The organism is Chryseobacterium sp. VD8 (genome assembly GCF_037149975.1).
Taxonomy (GTDB): Bacteria; Bacteroidota; Bacteroidia; order Flavobacteriales; family Weeksellaceae; genus Chryseobacterium; species Chryseobacterium indicum.
Map to the genome: position 1 here is coordinate 1 of NZ_JBBCQL010000007.1, position 15,170 is coordinate 15,170.

Below are 15,170 nucleotides of genomic sequence, written 5' to 3' on the forward strand. Positions count from 1 at the left end.
GCTTTGCCGCCGCAGCCGAAACTTTGTAAATGAGCTCAAACAAATGCTGCAATCTGGGCTAGGTCGCAGCCGGAATCACAAATGTAAAGTTCCTTAAACTCAAAATTTGTAAACCTAATTTTAAAAAACTAATTTAGTCCTATGAAAATTTATACAAAAACAGGAGATAAAGGTCAGACCGCTTTGTATGGCGGAACAAGAGTTTCAAAAGCAAGTGCGAGAGTCGACAGTTACGGAAATATAGACGAGCTGAATTCCTTCATCGGAATTGCCAAAAGCCATATTGAAGATGAAGAAGTGTTAAGACAACTGAAAAAAATCCAGTTCGATTTATTTACCGTAGGTTCCGAAGCGGCAACTCCGGTGGATAAACTCATGTTGGCAAACGGAAAATCGCGGCTTCCTTTAATCATTTCAGATACCGAAATCGAAGAACTCGAACACTGGATGGATGCTTTTGACGAAAAATGCGAACCGCTTCAGTATTTTATCCTTCCCGGAGGCGGAAAAGCAGCAACATTTTTACATGCAGCACGTACCATCTGCAGAAGAGCAGAACGTTCTCTGGTTTTCTTAAACGAATCGGAAGAAGTGCGTCCGGAACTCATTAAATATCTCAACAGACTTTCCGACTATCTTTTTGTTTTGGCAAGATACATTTCAAAAATCAACAACGAACCGGAAGAATACTGGAACCCGAATGAAAGATAAAGTACTGCTTTTCATCAACGGAGATCCTCCCAAATCTTTTCCCAACCTTGAAGAATACAGTCTCATAGCCTGTACAGACGGTGCTTTTCATTATCTGAAAAATCTGAATTTTCCCTTGGATAAACTGGATTTTATTTCAGGAGATTTCGACTCGCATTCCGGCTCGGACGAAAATGTATATGAAAACAAATTCATTTACACGCCCGATCAGGATAAAACGGATTTCCAGAAAGCTTTAGAAATTATAGCAGAAAAAGATTTTAAAAAAGTAGATGTTTTTGGAGGAAGCGGAGGAGAGCAGGATCATTTTCTGGGAAATCTTACCGTGGCTTTTGGATTTAAAGATCAACTCGAGATCAAATTCTATGATGAATTTTCCGAATATTATTTTATCCCGAAACAATTTGCTGTAACAGGAGTGAAAGACAAAATGATTTCTTTGTATCCGTTTCCTGCAGTTGAAAATATTACGACTAAAGGATTAAACTGGGCTTTAACCAATGGAAATTTAGATATTACTTCCAGAATCGGAACACGAAATTTTGCTGTGGAAGATGAAGTTTCTATTCAATACGAAACAGGAGATTTGCTTTTGTTTGTTGGGAAAAACTATTTGTAGTGTAAACACTAATTGCACGAATTATTTGCACAAATTGCACAAATTTATTTTTGCAATTAAGAATAAATAATGAACTAATAGAATCAATAGGAAAGGACTTTGCTCATTTTTCTAATTGCTAATGTTTTCACAAATTGCACGAGCTTGGTTTTATAGAAATAAATAATAAAGTTATCCGCATCAATAGGAACGGGCTTTAGCCCGTTTTCAAAATTAAAAAACATCAACCGGCTTTAGCCAAAATATAAAAAATCAAACACGAACATCGGTGTAGATTCGTGAAATATGTGAGAAAATAAAAATGAAAAACCTCATCAAAATATCATTCCTTACCATCACATTACTCTGTGTTTTATCCTGCAGAACACAACAATTTTCCACACCCGAATTTGGAAAAAGAGAAGCAGGAAAAGATATTCAGATTAAAAAAGTCAACAATTTCAGAACGGTTGGAAACATCAGAAATATTGACGGAAGAACCCTGAAAGAAGGTAAGCTGTATAGAAGCGGAAATTTATATAAACTGAAAAATTCTTCTTTTAAACAACTTGAAAATTTAGGCATCAGAGAAATTATCGATCTTCAGAATTCAAAGGAAATTGCAAAGAAGCCCGATCATCTTCCGGAAGGAATTGTTTACAAAAATTATTCTGCGTTTGAAGACAAAGGCGATCAGTTGGATCAGGCAAAGAAATTGGTCTTAAAAGGAAAAGTCAGCGGTGCAGATGCTGACAAAAGAATGCATGAGTTTTACAAAGACTACGTTACAGAAAACCCTGAAATCATAAGAAAAATTATCACAGAAATTTTAGAATCAGATCAGCCTGTTTTATACCACTGCACCGCAGGGAAAGACAGAACCGGAATCACAACCGCTCTCATTCTTACAATTTTAAAATTCGATAAAGAAACCATTTACAACGATTATCTTTTATCCAATAATTACAGAAAAAAATTAATCGATAAAAGACTTCATCTCGCCGATAACCTGCATTTTCTCTATCCGAAAATGGATATCAAAGTTCTGGAGAAATTAAGCTGGATAGAAACCGGTTATCTGGATGCTGCTTTTAATGAAATTAACAACAAATACGGTTCTATGGATCGATATATTCAAGAGGCTTTGGGAATTTCTGAAAATAAAAGACAGGAATATATTCTTAAGTTTACATATTGATAATTCAGCTTTATTTTCTTCAATAAAATCCATTAAAATTTATAATAATTTTAACGCTAAAAAACCAAACTTTTTTAGCAATTTTGCATTCTTAATTCACTTGTTTAGAAATGAAAATAAAGTACTCGGAACTTATTGATCAGACGTTGTATTTCCCTACCGAGGAATTCAATGTTTCTGAGAACAATTTGTTGTTTCACGACATTCCTTTAATGGATGTTGTTGAAAAATTTGGCACCCCGCTAAAAATTAGCTACCTGCCGAGAATTTCTCAAAATATCCAGAAGGCCAAAAGCTGGTTCAGGGAAGCCTTTGAGAAAACCGATTATAAAAAGAATTATAGATATTGCTATTGCACAAAATCCAGTCATTTTAAATTTGTATTGGAAGAGGCTTTAAGAAACGACATTTCCATAGAAACTTCTTCAGCCTATGACATGGATATCGTAAAATCTCTTTACAAAGAAGGAAAAGTAACAAAAGATATAGAAGTAATCTGCAACGGTTTCAAAACAGACGATTATCTGGCGAAAATTTCGGAGATGATTAACAGCGGTTTTGAAAATATTACCCCGATTTTGGATAATTACCGCGAGCTGGATAAACTTACAGAAAGCATTGATACCACTTTCGATATCGGAATCAGAATTGCTTCTGAGGAAGAACCGAAGTTCGAATTTTATACCTCAAGATTAGGAATCGGGTACAAAGACATCATTCCTTATTACAGCCAGAAAATTGCAGAGCATCCGAATGCAAGACTGAAAATGCTTCATTTCTTCATCAATACCGGAATCAAAGACACAGCGTATTACTGGAACGAATTGTATAAATGTCTTCGTGTATACGCACGTTTGAAGAAAATTGCACCCGAAGTCAACTCTTTGAACATCGGAGGAGGTTTCCCGATCAAAACATCTCTGCAGTTCGATTACGATTATCAGTATATGGTGGAAGAGATCGTTTCTCAGATCAAAAAATTCTGTGAAGAGGAAGGAGTGGAAGAACCGAATATTTATACAGAATTCGGAAGTTTTACCGTTGGTGAAAGCGGAGCCAATATTTATAAAATCATTTCCCAGAAACGTCAGAACGACAGAGAAAAATGGAATATGATCGATTCTTCTTTCATGACGACTCTTCCCGATACATGGGCAATTTCCAGACACTTTATCATGCTTCCGCTGAACAGATGGGAAGATACGTACGAAAGAGTTTTCTTGGGAGGCCTTACCTGTGATTCGGATGATTATTATAATTCTGAACAGCATACCAACGCGATTTACCTGCCTGTTTTCAGCGATACGAAACCTTTGTACATCGGATTTTTCCACACAGGAGCATATCAGGAAACCATCGGAGGATACGGCGGAGTTCATCACTGCTTAATGCCACAGCCGAGACACGTTTTGATTCAGAAAGACGAAAACGGTGAGTTGCAGTATGAAATTTTCCGTGAAAAACAGGAACCTGAAGATGTACTGAAACTTTTGGGTTACAAATAAATATTTAAACACAAACAACACAAATTTTTTGCACTAAAAACACAAGAAATAATTGTGAAATTTGTGAAAATTATTTGTGCAATTGGTGTTTAATAATAAAACAAAAGCTCTCAGATGTTGAGAGCTTTTCCTGTTTAAAAATATTTTGAAATTTTATCCAGTTCTAGTTCGGCATAATCCGAAACCACAATATTTGCCAACGTATAATCCTGATTTTTAGAATGCGGACTTCTGTACGCAGCACAGAAAATATTTGCCCGATGCGATGCTAAAATTCCATTCGTGGAATCTTCAATCACCATACAGTTTTCTACAGGTTCATTCGCCATTTCTGCGGCAAGAAGAAAAACTTCAGGATGAGGTTTGGATTCCTTCAGATCGGCTCCGCTTATCTTTCCTCCAAAATATTGTTCAAGCTCAAATTTTTCAAAAACCATATTAATCGTTGCCATTGTTGCGGAAGAAGCGAGAATCAGTCTGATCCCGTTGTCGTAATAATGCTGTATCAGTTCTCTTACGCCTGAAATCAGGTCAAACTCTTCATCATTATAAAAGTATTCCTTAAAATAATCTCTTTTGGTTTTTGCAATGTCTTCGTACGTCTGTTTTAAATTAAATTCCTGAATCAGAGTTTCGCAGACTCTTTTGGTAGAAGCTCCGGTAAATGAAGCGTATAACTCTTCCGAAACATCGATTCCGAGATCATTAAAAGTTTTAAAATAGGCTTTTCTGTGCAGAGGTTCCGTATCCACAATCACGCCATCCATATCGAACAGCACAGCTTTTAAAGGCATATCTGAATTTTTTCACTAAAATAATAAACGTTTCAGAAATGATGAAACTATTTTTCGATTACTTTTTAAGTTTTGCGATCCAGTCTGCCATTTCAGTCAAAGCTTTTGGAGAGATGGTTTGTTCAATGTCTGCATATTCTGCAAATGCTCCCGTTTTCGCTTCCTGAAATAAATGATTTAAACCGGGAAGTTCCTCCGTTCTGAAATTTTTGTTTCCTGCTTTGGTTAAAGATTGTTGAATGGCTTCCAGATTTTCTTTAGCCGGAACCTGAAAATCCAGACTTCCGTTCAGTGCCAGAACAGGAATTTTTATGGTTGAAAGATATTCGTCGGGATTGAATTTTATAAAATATCTGAACCAGTTTTTCTTGGTCTGGCTGATGGTTTGTGTCAGCTCTTCCTTACTCATTTTACCCTGAAAATTTTCTGTCATAAATTTTTTCAGATCTTCTTCATAGGTTGTTCCGCTGTAACTTTTAATAAAGTCATAAATCTTTTTATTCATTACATTGGCTTCAGCTAAATCTTTTTCAGTCATTCCTGCGAGTTTGCCGCCCAGATAATTCTGCTGAATCAGGAGTTCGTCAATTTTAGTTCCCGGAGCAGCCATTAACACTAAAAATTTCACTTTGTTGTTCATTTTTGCTACGATCGGTGCAATCATCCCTCCTTCGGAATGTCCGATCAAGCCTATGTTCAGATATCCTTTTGCTGCAAGAAAATCAACCGCTGTAGAAATGTCTGTTGCAAAGTTAGCAGTTGTGTCATCATCTTTTCCCTGACTTGAACCACCCATTCCACGGTCGTCAATTCTTAAAGTGGCAATGCCTTTTTTCGCAAAATAATCTGCAATCACGGCAAAAGGTTTATGCCCAAAAAGCTCTTCGTCCCGGTTTTGTCTTCCGGAACCTGTAATCATGACTAAAATTTTATCCGATTTTTTAAAGTTTTGAGGTATAGAAATGGTTCCTGCCAAAGTATTTTTATCTACAGGATTTACAAAAGTCACCTCTTCCGTTTTGTAGTCGAAAGGAGGTTTGGGAGTTTGGGGACGGTTAAAATTTACTTTTTCTTCCCCGATAAGAGTTTCGAAAGTAAGAGGAAGAGACATCGATCCCTGTTGGAAAGTTCCTTCAATTTTTCCGTTTTTCAAAGTTCCTTTATAAGAAACAGAAAGTGCTTTTACTTCAAAAATAAGTTCGTTGTTTGCAAAGGTTGTATGGTCTACAGGAATATCTTTTGCTCCCTGTTTCGGGCTGTCTACTGTGGATTTTAAGTTTTCACCGTCTTTGCTGATGTGCAGAACGAGAGGAAGTTTCATTCCCTGAATATCGAGGTTACCTTTCCAGTTTCCTGTTATTTCCTGAGCGTAAAAAGTCTGTGCCAATACAATCAGCACCAATAAAAGTTTGGTTTTCATAATGTTATTTTTTTAAGTTATAGGCTGAATTGAGGTAAAATAATTTGACAGATTAAAATTCCTAAAAGAGTTACAAAGGCAAAAATGGCGATCTGCTGCCATTTTTTAATATTGGTTGCGGTTTTGAAACCGTTGAAAAGCAAGGTAAAACTGTAAATGATTAAAATTAAGTTGGCAAACGCAAAAACCGTTAGACTGATTAAATCCAAAATATTAATATCCGGAATTTTATCTTTTGCAGATGTTTGGGATATTTTTTCTGAAAGTTTTTCAATATCAAAAAGTTTGGTAGAAATTACGGTAAACAGTACAGGAATTTGTGAAACCAAAACAGTATTGGCAATATCAATCAGCCTTGTTCTTTTATTGAAGATTTTTCCTAGCCCGAAAAGCAGTAAAACCGCATACACTAAACTGATTAAAACATAGAGACTGATTGAAACCAGATTTAAACCTTCGCCCGAAGAAAAATGGAGCAGACTGTCCATTTTTGTTTGGGTAAAGTAACAGGAAATAATTAAGAATACACCTGTAACAGCACCAATCACCAAAAGAGTTTTTTCCGAAAATTTAGAAAACGGATTGAATAGAGTTTGCCAGTTCATTACTTCAGGTTTTTAATTTTTTCGATTAAATCATCCATCTTGTTTCGCATGGTAGGATAAGAATTTCCTGCCTGCTTCGCCATTTCTTTAATGCTTCCGCTGGACAGGAAAAAGCTGAGGATAAATTCCTGCTCTTCGCGCGTAAGCTGTAAGTATAACGGAAGCTCGTAATTTCCGCTGACGGTGGTTTCGCAGTTGTTGCATTTCATCTGGCTTACCTGTAATGCAGATTCGCAGCTTGGGCAAACGATGGGTAGTTTCATGTTCTTAACTTTTTGTAAAAATAAAAATTATTTTAATAAAGTTGAAAATTATTTTAATAAAATTAAAATTTGAGTGATTTTTGTTGTGATTGAATTGTATTTTATTTTAGAAAACTGAAATAATTTCTTGAATAGAACTTTAGTTGGAGAAGATTCTGGTGCTGCCGAAGATGAGAATTTTAATAAAAAGTTCAATAGAATTATTACTATTGAACTTTGTACAAATATTTTATAGAAGCGCTTGAGCGGTCATTTTGCCAAGCTGCTGTTAGCTATATTTTCTAAGTGCTTAAATCTGTTTCATCCCATTCCGTTCCATCAGAAAGCATCCACGTTAAAGAATGTCTTCTTTCGTGTATAACTCCGCCATTTCCAATAGGGTCAAAATTTTGTGGAACAGTTTGTCTTCCCAACTGGGCACTTCTTACTGCATTATGAAGACAATAGAATAAATCTTCTTTCTTATTTAAATCTTCATCTGATACAGTTTTTGCTGTTTCAGCCCAGTTTTCAATTTTTTCATCAAGCGGACAAGTATAATTAATTAAAATTTCTTGCATTTGTTCACCTGTCATCATCTGTCCTGTTATATCAGGAGCTATGTAGCCAAAGTACCAGGCTAAAGACCAGGCATTTTCAAATTTCCAACCAATCAGATTTCTTAATTCTTCATCATTTCTTGATGAATTTAGAATTTGTCTTTCATCATCTGCTAAAAATAAATCTAACCCATTATTCGAAACAAAGTTTAAAATTCTCTCATTAGATAATTCTTCCTCAGGTACCATAAGCCAAAGAACAATAGCCTTTATTGCGTTTAGTCTTTTTGCAATTTCAATTTTAGGTCTCAATTTTCTTTCAAATTCAGTGGGCAAAGAAGTAGCTGGTTTAAAACCTGAACTTAGACATATAGAAATATTATCAAGCCTTAAATCTGTCATCCAAGGGATAGCTTTATATTTTTCTAATGCATCACTCTTATTTGTTTGTTTTGGCGGGTTTTCATTTTCCGATGAACCAAATATTTTCTTAAAAAAACTCATACTTTTCTATTATTGTTTGTTTTGAAAACAGTAGCTAATGTTTTGTGGCTTGGTGAAGTAGAGGATTTCAGTATGAAAAATTCAATCAAACTAAAACTATTGAACTTTGTACAAATGTTTTGTAAAAATACTTCAGTCATCGTTTTGGCGAACCGATGATGGCTGAAGCGTTTATTATTTAATTTTCTAATGGAATCATTCCTTCAATCTGTCCATCAGTTACAACGAAAAGTGCGTTTAAAATTTGTGCATTTCCGTAGGAATCATCATTCCAGGTATGATTATGTAACTGTAAAAATGTATCAAAAAGTTCTTCGTCAACTTGTTTTGATGTTATCATCATACATTTTCGCCTTGGGATTGAAACATAAAGTTCTTTTGCATTTAAAAGTTCATGTGCTTTAAGCATATGGCTTCTGCATAAAATTTTTTCGCTGGAAAAGTCTTGTCCGGAAGCAGTTAAAACCTGTCTGTTTAGTGTTTCGGAAATTTCAAAATTAGATTCAATTTTCTCTAAGTTGTCATATGCTTCTTTCAAAATTTCACTTGGCTTTTTTTCTTCTAAATCATGTGGCATTAGAAAAACAAAATTATCCGGGGTATCATAACCAAAAGCAACAACAAGTTCAGGTTCTTCTTGTGTACCTATTATTGTTTGTTTCAAAGCACCAGCTTTTACTCCTACCCAATCACCCGGCTTAAGTATTGGATAAATTTTATTTATTTCTCCAGATTTTATTTTCTGAATATCACTTTCAGCAATTTTATCAGATTCAACATTTCCCTTACCAAAAATTCTATTAAATAATCCCATATATTTATATTATTTGATTTTTTTTATTAGTCTTTTAAAATTACCATTAAGTTGATATTTATTTAAAATATCAATACAAATAGTAAAGATCAAATATAAAAAATTAACCTTGCAATAATTAAAGTTTTTTTATCAATCCATTTTATCAACATTTCTTTATTGATCAGAATTCATTTCCTTATTCAGAGTGATGATGATTTTATTTTTCTTGTGGCAAACAAGCACAGATTGTCCACAATGGAAACCCGTTTCCTGAAGCCATTTTCCACAAAGTCGGATTTCAGGAAATACAACATACCGATGATACGGTCTTAAAATGTACTTCTGATGCACTTTCAATTGTCTTATTCCTGATTTTTGATATTTTTTTTCTTCCTTCATGATGGCTATTTATTGTTGTAAAAGTATAATAAATTATATTTTAGTAAAAATAAATTATCGTAAAAATATAATTTATTGCTTTTTTGAATTGATTTTCAAGTGTTTAAATTTTAACGATATTTGCAGGAAAAGTCAATAAATTATCATCGTGTCGAAAGTAAACTTAAATAGAATAAAATCTGTTCTGGTTGAAAAAAACAAAACCAGTAAAGAATTAGCCCGTCATTTGGGAAAAACCGAGTCAACAGTTTCTCGATGGTGTACGAATGAAGTTCAGCCTTCTGTTGAAACACTTTATGAAATCTCGAAATTTTTGAAAGTGGATATTCGAGAACTACTCGTGTCGACGTTATAATCTGCGAAATATATTGATCATACTTTAAAGTTTATCAGATGACTTCATGAAGTTGTTCCTTTCATCATCCGCCAACTTCTCCAAACTTCTTTGTATCTTTGCCGAAATCATTTAATTTTTACATAAAACATGAAAACATACGCAGGAATTCCTGAGGAAAATGCATCGTTAGAAAACTCGAAAGTAATGTTGGTGACTGTTCCTTACGACGGAACTTCAACGTGGGGAAAAGGAGCTGATAAAGGACCTGAATTATTCCTTGATGCTTCCGAAAACATGGAACTGTATGACATCGAAACGCAGACAGAACCGTATCTGGAAGGAGTATATTTAGCAGGAGAAGTTTCTGAAAATTCTTCACCGGAAGCCATGACAGAAGCGGTTTACCAGAAAACAAAAGAGCTCTTGAATAATGACGGAAAACTATTCACCCTTTTCGGGGGAGAACACTCTGTTTCTATCGGTTCGATTCGTGCGGTAGGAGAGAAGTTTGAAAATTTAACCGTTCTTCAGTTGGACGCTCACACAGATCTTCGTCCCGAATTCCACGGTTCTACTTCCAACCACGCATGTGCGGTTTTTGAAGCCAATCAGAAACATAATCTGGTACAGGTGGGAATCCGTTCTATGGATGTGGAAGAAGTTGAATATTTACCGGAAGGAAGAGTATTTTTCGCTCACGAAATTGCCAACAACGAAAACTGGGTAAATGACGTTTTGGAGAAAGTTTCAGGAAATGTGTACATCACCATTGATCTTGATGCTTTCGATCCATCGCTTTGTCCGTCAACAGGAACCCCGGAACCGGGTGGTTTACAGTGGTATCCTACTTTGGAATTATTAAGAAAAGTATTCGAAAAATGTAACGTTGTCGCTTTTGATATTGTAGAATTAATGGATTCTCCGATGGCAAAACCAAGCGCATTCTTAGCAGCGAAGTTATATTACAAAATGCTTGCTTACTATCATATTTATAACAACAACTAAATTCCGCAGGAAACGGATTTTTTCTGCCGTAGATTCTTTGGAAATTTGTAAGGTAAATTCAATGTTATGTCTACACAGAATCAGATAGATTACGAAAGAATTGCCAAAGCGATAGAGTATATTCGGAGCAATTTTAAGCTTCAGCCAAGTCTGGAGGAAGTGGCGGAGAAAATTCATTTGAGCCCGGCTCATTTTCAGAAGATGTTTTCTGACTGGGCGGGAACAAGTCCGAAGAAATTTTTGCAGTTCATCAGTCTGGAACATGCCAAAAGTTTGCTGACGGAAGAGAAAGCGAGTTTATTTGATACGGCTTACGAGACAGGATTATCGAGTACAAGCAGACTGCACGATCTGTTTGTGAAAATAGAAGGAATGTCTCCGGCAGAATATAAAAACGGAGGAAAAAGCCTCAACATCAATTACAGTTTTTCCGAAAGTCCTTTTGGAAAAGTAATTGCAGCTTCCACAGAAAAAGGAATCTGCTACATGGCTTTTGAAACCGATCATCATAAAGCATTGGGAGATTTACAGGCTAAATTTCCCAATGCTTCTTTTTTTGAAAGAAAAGATGATTTCCAGAACAATGCCCTTTCTATTTTCAGTAAAGACTGGACGGAACTTAACACTATAAAACTCCATTTAAAAGGAACCGATTTTCAGCTGAAAGTCTGGGAAAGCCTGCTCACTATTCCGATGGGGAAATTATCAACCTATGGAAATCTGGCGGATAAAATTGGAAATCCTAATGCTTCAAGAGCTGTCGGAACTGCGATTGGCAGCAATCCTGTTGCATTTTTAATTCCGTGTCACAGAGTAATTCAGTCAACCGGAAAAATTGGCGGTTATATGTGGGGAAGCGAAAGAAAACAACTGATTATCGGCTGGGAGAGTTCAAAAATGTACTCTTGATTTCAAACACAAATTGCACTAATTTTTTTACGAATAGCTAATAATTTTGATTGAAATTTTAAAAATAAAACTATTCCATCAATAGAAACGGGCTTTAGCCCGTTTAAAATAATCAATTGACCAAATTGGCTTTAGCCTAAAACTTATTTTAATAAAAAAATCAATAGGATCATTTATTAGAGGTTAAAATTTAAAAATGCTTAGCTTAGATTCCTACGGAATGACAAAGAACTTGAAACATTAATCACAAAACATTAAACTTTATGATGAGTTTATTCGAAGACGTATCAGATTATCCTTTAAATATCCTTCCCAAAGACGGAACCGTTCATTATTACGGAAAAGTGTTCTCCAAAGAAAAAGCTGATTTTTATTTCGATTATCTTTTTAACGAAATTCCTTGGGAAAATGATGAAGCGGTTATTTTCGGAAAATTAATTTTGACCAAAAGAAAAGTAGCCTGGTTCGGTGAAAAACCTTTCGAATACACCTATTCAAAACGGACAAAATATGCCAGATTCTGGACGCCCGAATTATTAGAATTAAAGAAGAAATGTGAAGAAATTACTGGCGAAACCTATAATTCCTGCCTTCTGAATTTATACCACGACGGAAGCGAAGGAATGGCGTATCACAGCGATGCCGAAAAAGATTTAAAAAAACACGGAGCCATTGCTTCCCTGACTTTCGGAGCGGAAAGAAAGTTCTTATTTAAACATAAAACAACAAAAGAAAAAGCCGAAATATTTCTGGAAAACGGAAGTTTATTGGTAATGAAAGGAGCCACGCAGGACAATTGGCTGCACCGGCTTCCTCCAACCACAAAAGTAAAAACACCGAGAGTGAATCTTACGTTCCGTACCATTGTAGAATGATTTATTTACATTAATCTACGGTATATTTGTCATGCTGAAATTATCTAAACAAAGTTTTCAATGTATTGTTGAGATCCTTTCAGGATGACAAATTGGATGGATAATTATCTCCCGCAGATTAAGCAAATTTAGCAGATGATTGAGTGGAAAAATCTGTACAATCAGCGAGAACCAAAAAATAAAATAACTTTCAGAACGATTGAATGATGACTTATTTCCACATGCTGAAAGCATCTAAACAAAGTTTTTAATGTATCGTTGAGATCCTTTCAGGATGACAAGCTGTATGATTATCATCTCCCGCAATTTTAGCAGATGATTAAGGGGAAAAAATCTGCACAATCTGCTAAATCCGCGAGAAACAAAAAATAAAATAACTTTCAGAACAATTGAGTGTTCATTTATTTACGTTATGTTTGTCATGCTGAAAGCATCTACACAAAGTTTTAATATATCGTTGAGATCCTTTTATGATGACAAATTGGATGGATAATTATCTCCCGCAGATTTATCAAATTTAGCAGATGATTGATTGGGAAAATCTGCACAATCCGCGAGAAAATAAAAACATAAAAAAAAGCTGTTCCAACCGAACAGCTTTTAAATTTATTTCAAAACTTCAACTTCAATCGAACTGTCATCAAAAACTTTGATAAACGCTTTGGTGTAATCCTCCTTCGTTGCAAAATTCGGGTTTTCCATAAACTTCTGCGGGTTAATAGCAAAAAGCGGGAACCACGTCGAAGAAATCTGGATCTGGATTTTATGTCCCTTTTTGAAAGTATGCACCACATCCTGCAATCTGAAATTCACGGCTGTTTTCTGGTTCGGAACCAAGGCTTCCGCTTTTTCTCTTGAATTTCTGAATCTTGCAGGCATAATTTCACTTCTTACCATCTGATGATAATTTCCATAGATCACCCCGTCTTTTTTCTCAGCAGGTTTAAAATCTTCAGGATAAACATCAATTAATTTTACCGCAAAATCTGCATCCGTAGAAGTGGAAGCAATGTTTAATTTAGCCATAATTTCTCCCGCAAACGTAATGTCATCCGTTAAAACATCCGTTGTAAACGTTAAAACATCAGGTCTTCCTTCTGCAAATCTCTGGTCTTCCGACATATAATTTTTCGGGGTGAAGCCGTTGAAATCTCTTACATTATCAGAGCTTAAAACCGGATTATTAGGATCGCTGTAATATTCTGAAGAACCTTGTCCTGCTGTGTTTTTCAAAGTTCCTTTCGATAAATAGAAATTCACTTTCTGTGCTTCTTTTGGCGGATAGGTTGCAAATTCTCTCCATTGTTTTGCACCGGTGTCATACATTAATGCTTCCGGTAAACCTGCATCCTGTTTTGTATTTCCTTTCAGATAATGATTGAAGAATTTTGTTTCCACATTCTTCTGGTAATACGTTGCAATGCTGTCTCCGAAATAAATCTGGTTGTGGAAATGTTTTCCCTGTTCATACGCCCAGGCTCCGTGAGAGAAAGGTCCCATTACGATCGTGTTTTTCGCTTTCGGACTTGTTTTTTCAATGGTTTTATAAATATTTAAAGGTCCTGAAAGATCTTCCGCATCAAACCATCCTCCAACAGTCATTACCGCATGATTTACGTTTTTCAGATGAGGTAATAGACTTCTTTTCTGCCAGAATTCATCGTAATTCGTGTGGTTCATTATTTCCGTCATGAAGAAATTATCTTTGTAGTATTTTTCATAACCGTCTTTTAAGGTTCCCATGTCTCTGTAAAATTTCAGACCGTCTTCAGAAGTGGCTTTAATCATAGAATCAGAATACCATGCTTTATTTTCAGGCTTCGTTTTCTGAACGCCGAAAACAGGGAAAGTTCTGAAATAGCCCATCATAAATCTTCCGTTGTGAAGAAAATCGTCATTCCAGAAATCTGAAATCGGCGCTTGTGGAGAAGAAGCTACCAAAGCAGGATGTTCAGCTAAAATTCCGACTGCGGTATAAAATCCGGGATAAGAAGTTCCGTATTGTCCTACTTTTCCGTTGTTGTCTTTGATATTTTTCAATAACCACTCGATCGTGTCGTAGGTATCTGTACTTTCATCAACATCTTTCTTTGTTTTTCTTTCAACCTGCGGCGTCATATTGGTGAACGTTCCTTCACTCATGTATCTTCCGCGAACGTCCTGAAACACAAAAATATATTTGTCTTTCATCAGGTATTGGTTCGGTCCCAGTTTGGTTTTATATTCGTTTTCACCATAAGGAGCAACGCTGTAGCAGGTTCTCTGCATCAGAAACGGATATTTGTTTTTGTTGGAAATATCCTTTGGAATGTACACCGAAGTAAACAGTTTTACGCCATCACGCATCGGGATATACATTTCCTTTTTAATAAAATTATCCTTTACAAAAGTATCGGGTTGCTGTTTAGTCTGAGAATTTCCAAAAACAAACAGAAAAACAAACAAAATCGAAAAGTGAATCTTCATTGTTTAAAATTTGCAGCTAATTTAATCATAAAATGGTTTTTAGCACAAAGTTTTAACAACAGGTTGTCATTCTGACGAAGGAAGAATCTAAATTAAATATTATTTTATGGATCTTTTATTTTAAACTTTTTACCGCAAAAGATGCAAAAGATTTAGACACTTTAATTTTTTAAGTCCAATATTTAAATGGAAAAAAGATCACATAAGTTAAGAAAATGAAAGATTTTAACAAAAGAAATTCAAATA

At 35.3% G+C, this 15,170-nt stretch carries 16 protein-coding genes; 8 read left to right on the plus strand and 8 right to left on the minus strand.

Annotated features, from left to right (window positions below):
- The first annotated feature begins 141 nt into the window (after nucleotides 1–141).
- The 4 genes from WFK35_RS01540 (at nucleotide 142) to WFK35_RS01555 (ending at nucleotide 4,012) form a co-directional block, all read left to right on the plus strand.
- Nucleotides 142–711, plus strand: coding sequence for a cob(I)yrinic acid a,c-diamide adenosyltransferase (locus tag WFK35_RS01540; RefSeq protein ID WP_235129875.1), 570 nt, complete (start codon nucleotides 142–144; stop codon nucleotides 709–711).
- Nucleotides 701–1,330: a thiamine diphosphokinase gene (locus WFK35_RS01545; protein ID WP_336731026.1), complete on the plus strand. Its 630-nt coding sequence runs from the start codon at nucleotides 701–703 to the stop codon at nucleotides 1,328–1,330. The genes WFK35_RS01540 and WFK35_RS01545 overlap by 11 nt, the downstream gene beginning before the upstream one ends.
- Before the next feature lie 301 nt (nucleotides 1,331–1,631).
- Complete coding sequence (locus WFK35_RS01550) at nucleotides 1,632–2,507, plus strand: tyrosine-protein phosphatase (protein ID WP_336731027.1); 876 nt, start codon at nucleotides 1,632–1,634, stop codon at nucleotides 2,505–2,507.
- Nucleotides 2,508–2,617: 110 nt separating this feature from the next.
- Nucleotides 2,618–4,012: an arginine decarboxylase gene (locus WFK35_RS01555; protein WP_116547836.1), complete on the plus strand. Its 1,395-nt coding sequence runs from the start codon at nucleotides 2,618–2,620 to the stop codon at nucleotides 4,010–4,012.
- A gap of 134 nt (nucleotides 4,013–4,146) precedes the next feature.
- On the opposite strand, the gene WFK35_RS01560 is transcribed toward WFK35_RS01555, so the two are convergent.
- The 7 genes from WFK35_RS01560 to WFK35_RS01590 form a co-directional block, all read right to left on the minus strand.
- Complete coding sequence (locus WFK35_RS01560; protein ID WP_336731028.1) at nucleotides 4,147–4,806, minus strand: HAD family hydrolase; 660 nt, start codon at nucleotides 4,804–4,806, stop codon at nucleotides 4,147–4,149.
- Between the two features lie 58 nt (nucleotides 4,807–4,864).
- A complete protein-coding gene (locus WFK35_RS01565) occupies nucleotides 4,865–6,226 on the minus strand; it encodes an alpha/beta hydrolase family protein (protein WP_336731029.1) in 1,362 nt (453 codons plus the stop codon).
- A gap of 17 nt (nucleotides 6,227–6,243) precedes the next feature.
- Nucleotides 6,244–6,831 (minus strand): YIP1 family protein, encoded by a 588-nt coding sequence (locus tag WFK35_RS01570; protein WP_336731030.1) that lies wholly within the window; start codon nucleotides 6,829–6,831, stop codon nucleotides 6,244–6,246.
- On the minus strand, nucleotides 6,831–7,094 hold the full coding sequence (locus tag WFK35_RS01575) for a DUF2089 family protein (protein WP_214590601.1): 264 nt from the start codon (nucleotides 7,092–7,094) through the stop codon (nucleotides 6,831–6,833). The genes WFK35_RS01570 and WFK35_RS01575 overlap by 1 nt, the downstream gene beginning before the upstream one ends.
- Before the next feature lie 281 nt (nucleotides 7,095–7,375).
- A complete protein-coding gene (locus WFK35_RS01580; RefSeq protein WP_336731031.1) occupies nucleotides 7,376–8,137 on the minus strand; it encodes a DUF4272 domain-containing protein in 762 nt (253 codons plus the stop codon).
- A gap of 178 nt (nucleotides 8,138–8,315) precedes the next feature.
- Nucleotides 8,316–8,951 (minus strand): hypothetical protein, encoded by a 636-nt coding sequence (locus tag WFK35_RS01585; RefSeq protein WP_235129883.1) that lies wholly within the window; start codon nucleotides 8,949–8,951, stop codon nucleotides 8,316–8,318.
- A 156-nt stretch (nucleotides 8,952–9,107) separates the two neighbouring features.
- Nucleotides 9,108–9,332 (minus strand): SymE family type I addiction module toxin, encoded by a 225-nt coding sequence (locus tag WFK35_RS01590; protein ID WP_214590599.1) that lies wholly within the window; start codon nucleotides 9,330–9,332, stop codon nucleotides 9,108–9,110.
- A 148-nt stretch (nucleotides 9,333–9,480) separates the two neighbouring features.
- Between WFK35_RS01590 and WFK35_RS01595 the strand changes: the two genes are divergently transcribed.
- The 4 genes from WFK35_RS01595 to WFK35_RS01610 all read left to right on the plus strand — a co-directional run bounded on the left by WFK35_RS01595 (nucleotide 9,481) and on the right by WFK35_RS01610 (nucleotide 12,458).
- On the plus strand, nucleotides 9,481–9,687 hold the full coding sequence (locus WFK35_RS01595; RefSeq protein WP_214590598.1) for a helix-turn-helix transcriptional regulator: 207 nt from the start codon (nucleotides 9,481–9,483) through the stop codon (nucleotides 9,685–9,687).
- A gap of 129 nt (nucleotides 9,688–9,816) precedes the next feature.
- Nucleotides 9,817–10,674, plus strand: a complete 858-nt coding sequence (gene speB, locus WFK35_RS01600; protein ID WP_087709204.1) for an agmatinase — start codon at nucleotides 9,817–9,819, stop codon at nucleotides 10,672–10,674.
- A gap of 66 nt (nucleotides 10,675–10,740) precedes the next feature.
- Nucleotides 10,741–11,583: a bifunctional helix-turn-helix domain-containing protein/methylated-DNA--[protein]-cysteine S-methyltransferase gene (locus WFK35_RS01605; protein ID WP_336731032.1), complete on the plus strand. Its 843-nt coding sequence runs from the start codon at nucleotides 10,741–10,743 to the stop codon at nucleotides 11,581–11,583.
- 266 nt (nucleotides 11,584–11,849) lie between these two features.
- A complete protein-coding gene (locus WFK35_RS01610; protein WP_336731057.1) occupies nucleotides 11,850–12,458 on the plus strand; it encodes an alpha-ketoglutarate-dependent dioxygenase AlkB family protein in 609 nt (202 codons plus the stop codon).
- 606 nt (nucleotides 12,459–13,064) lie between these two features.
- Here WFK35_RS01610 and WFK35_RS01615 read toward each other — a convergent pair.
- Nucleotides 13,065–14,924 (minus strand): CocE/NonD family hydrolase, encoded by a 1,860-nt coding sequence (locus WFK35_RS01615; protein WP_336731033.1) that lies wholly within the window; start codon nucleotides 14,922–14,924, stop codon nucleotides 13,065–13,067.
- Between the last annotated feature and the right edge of the window lie 246 nt (nucleotides 14,925–15,170).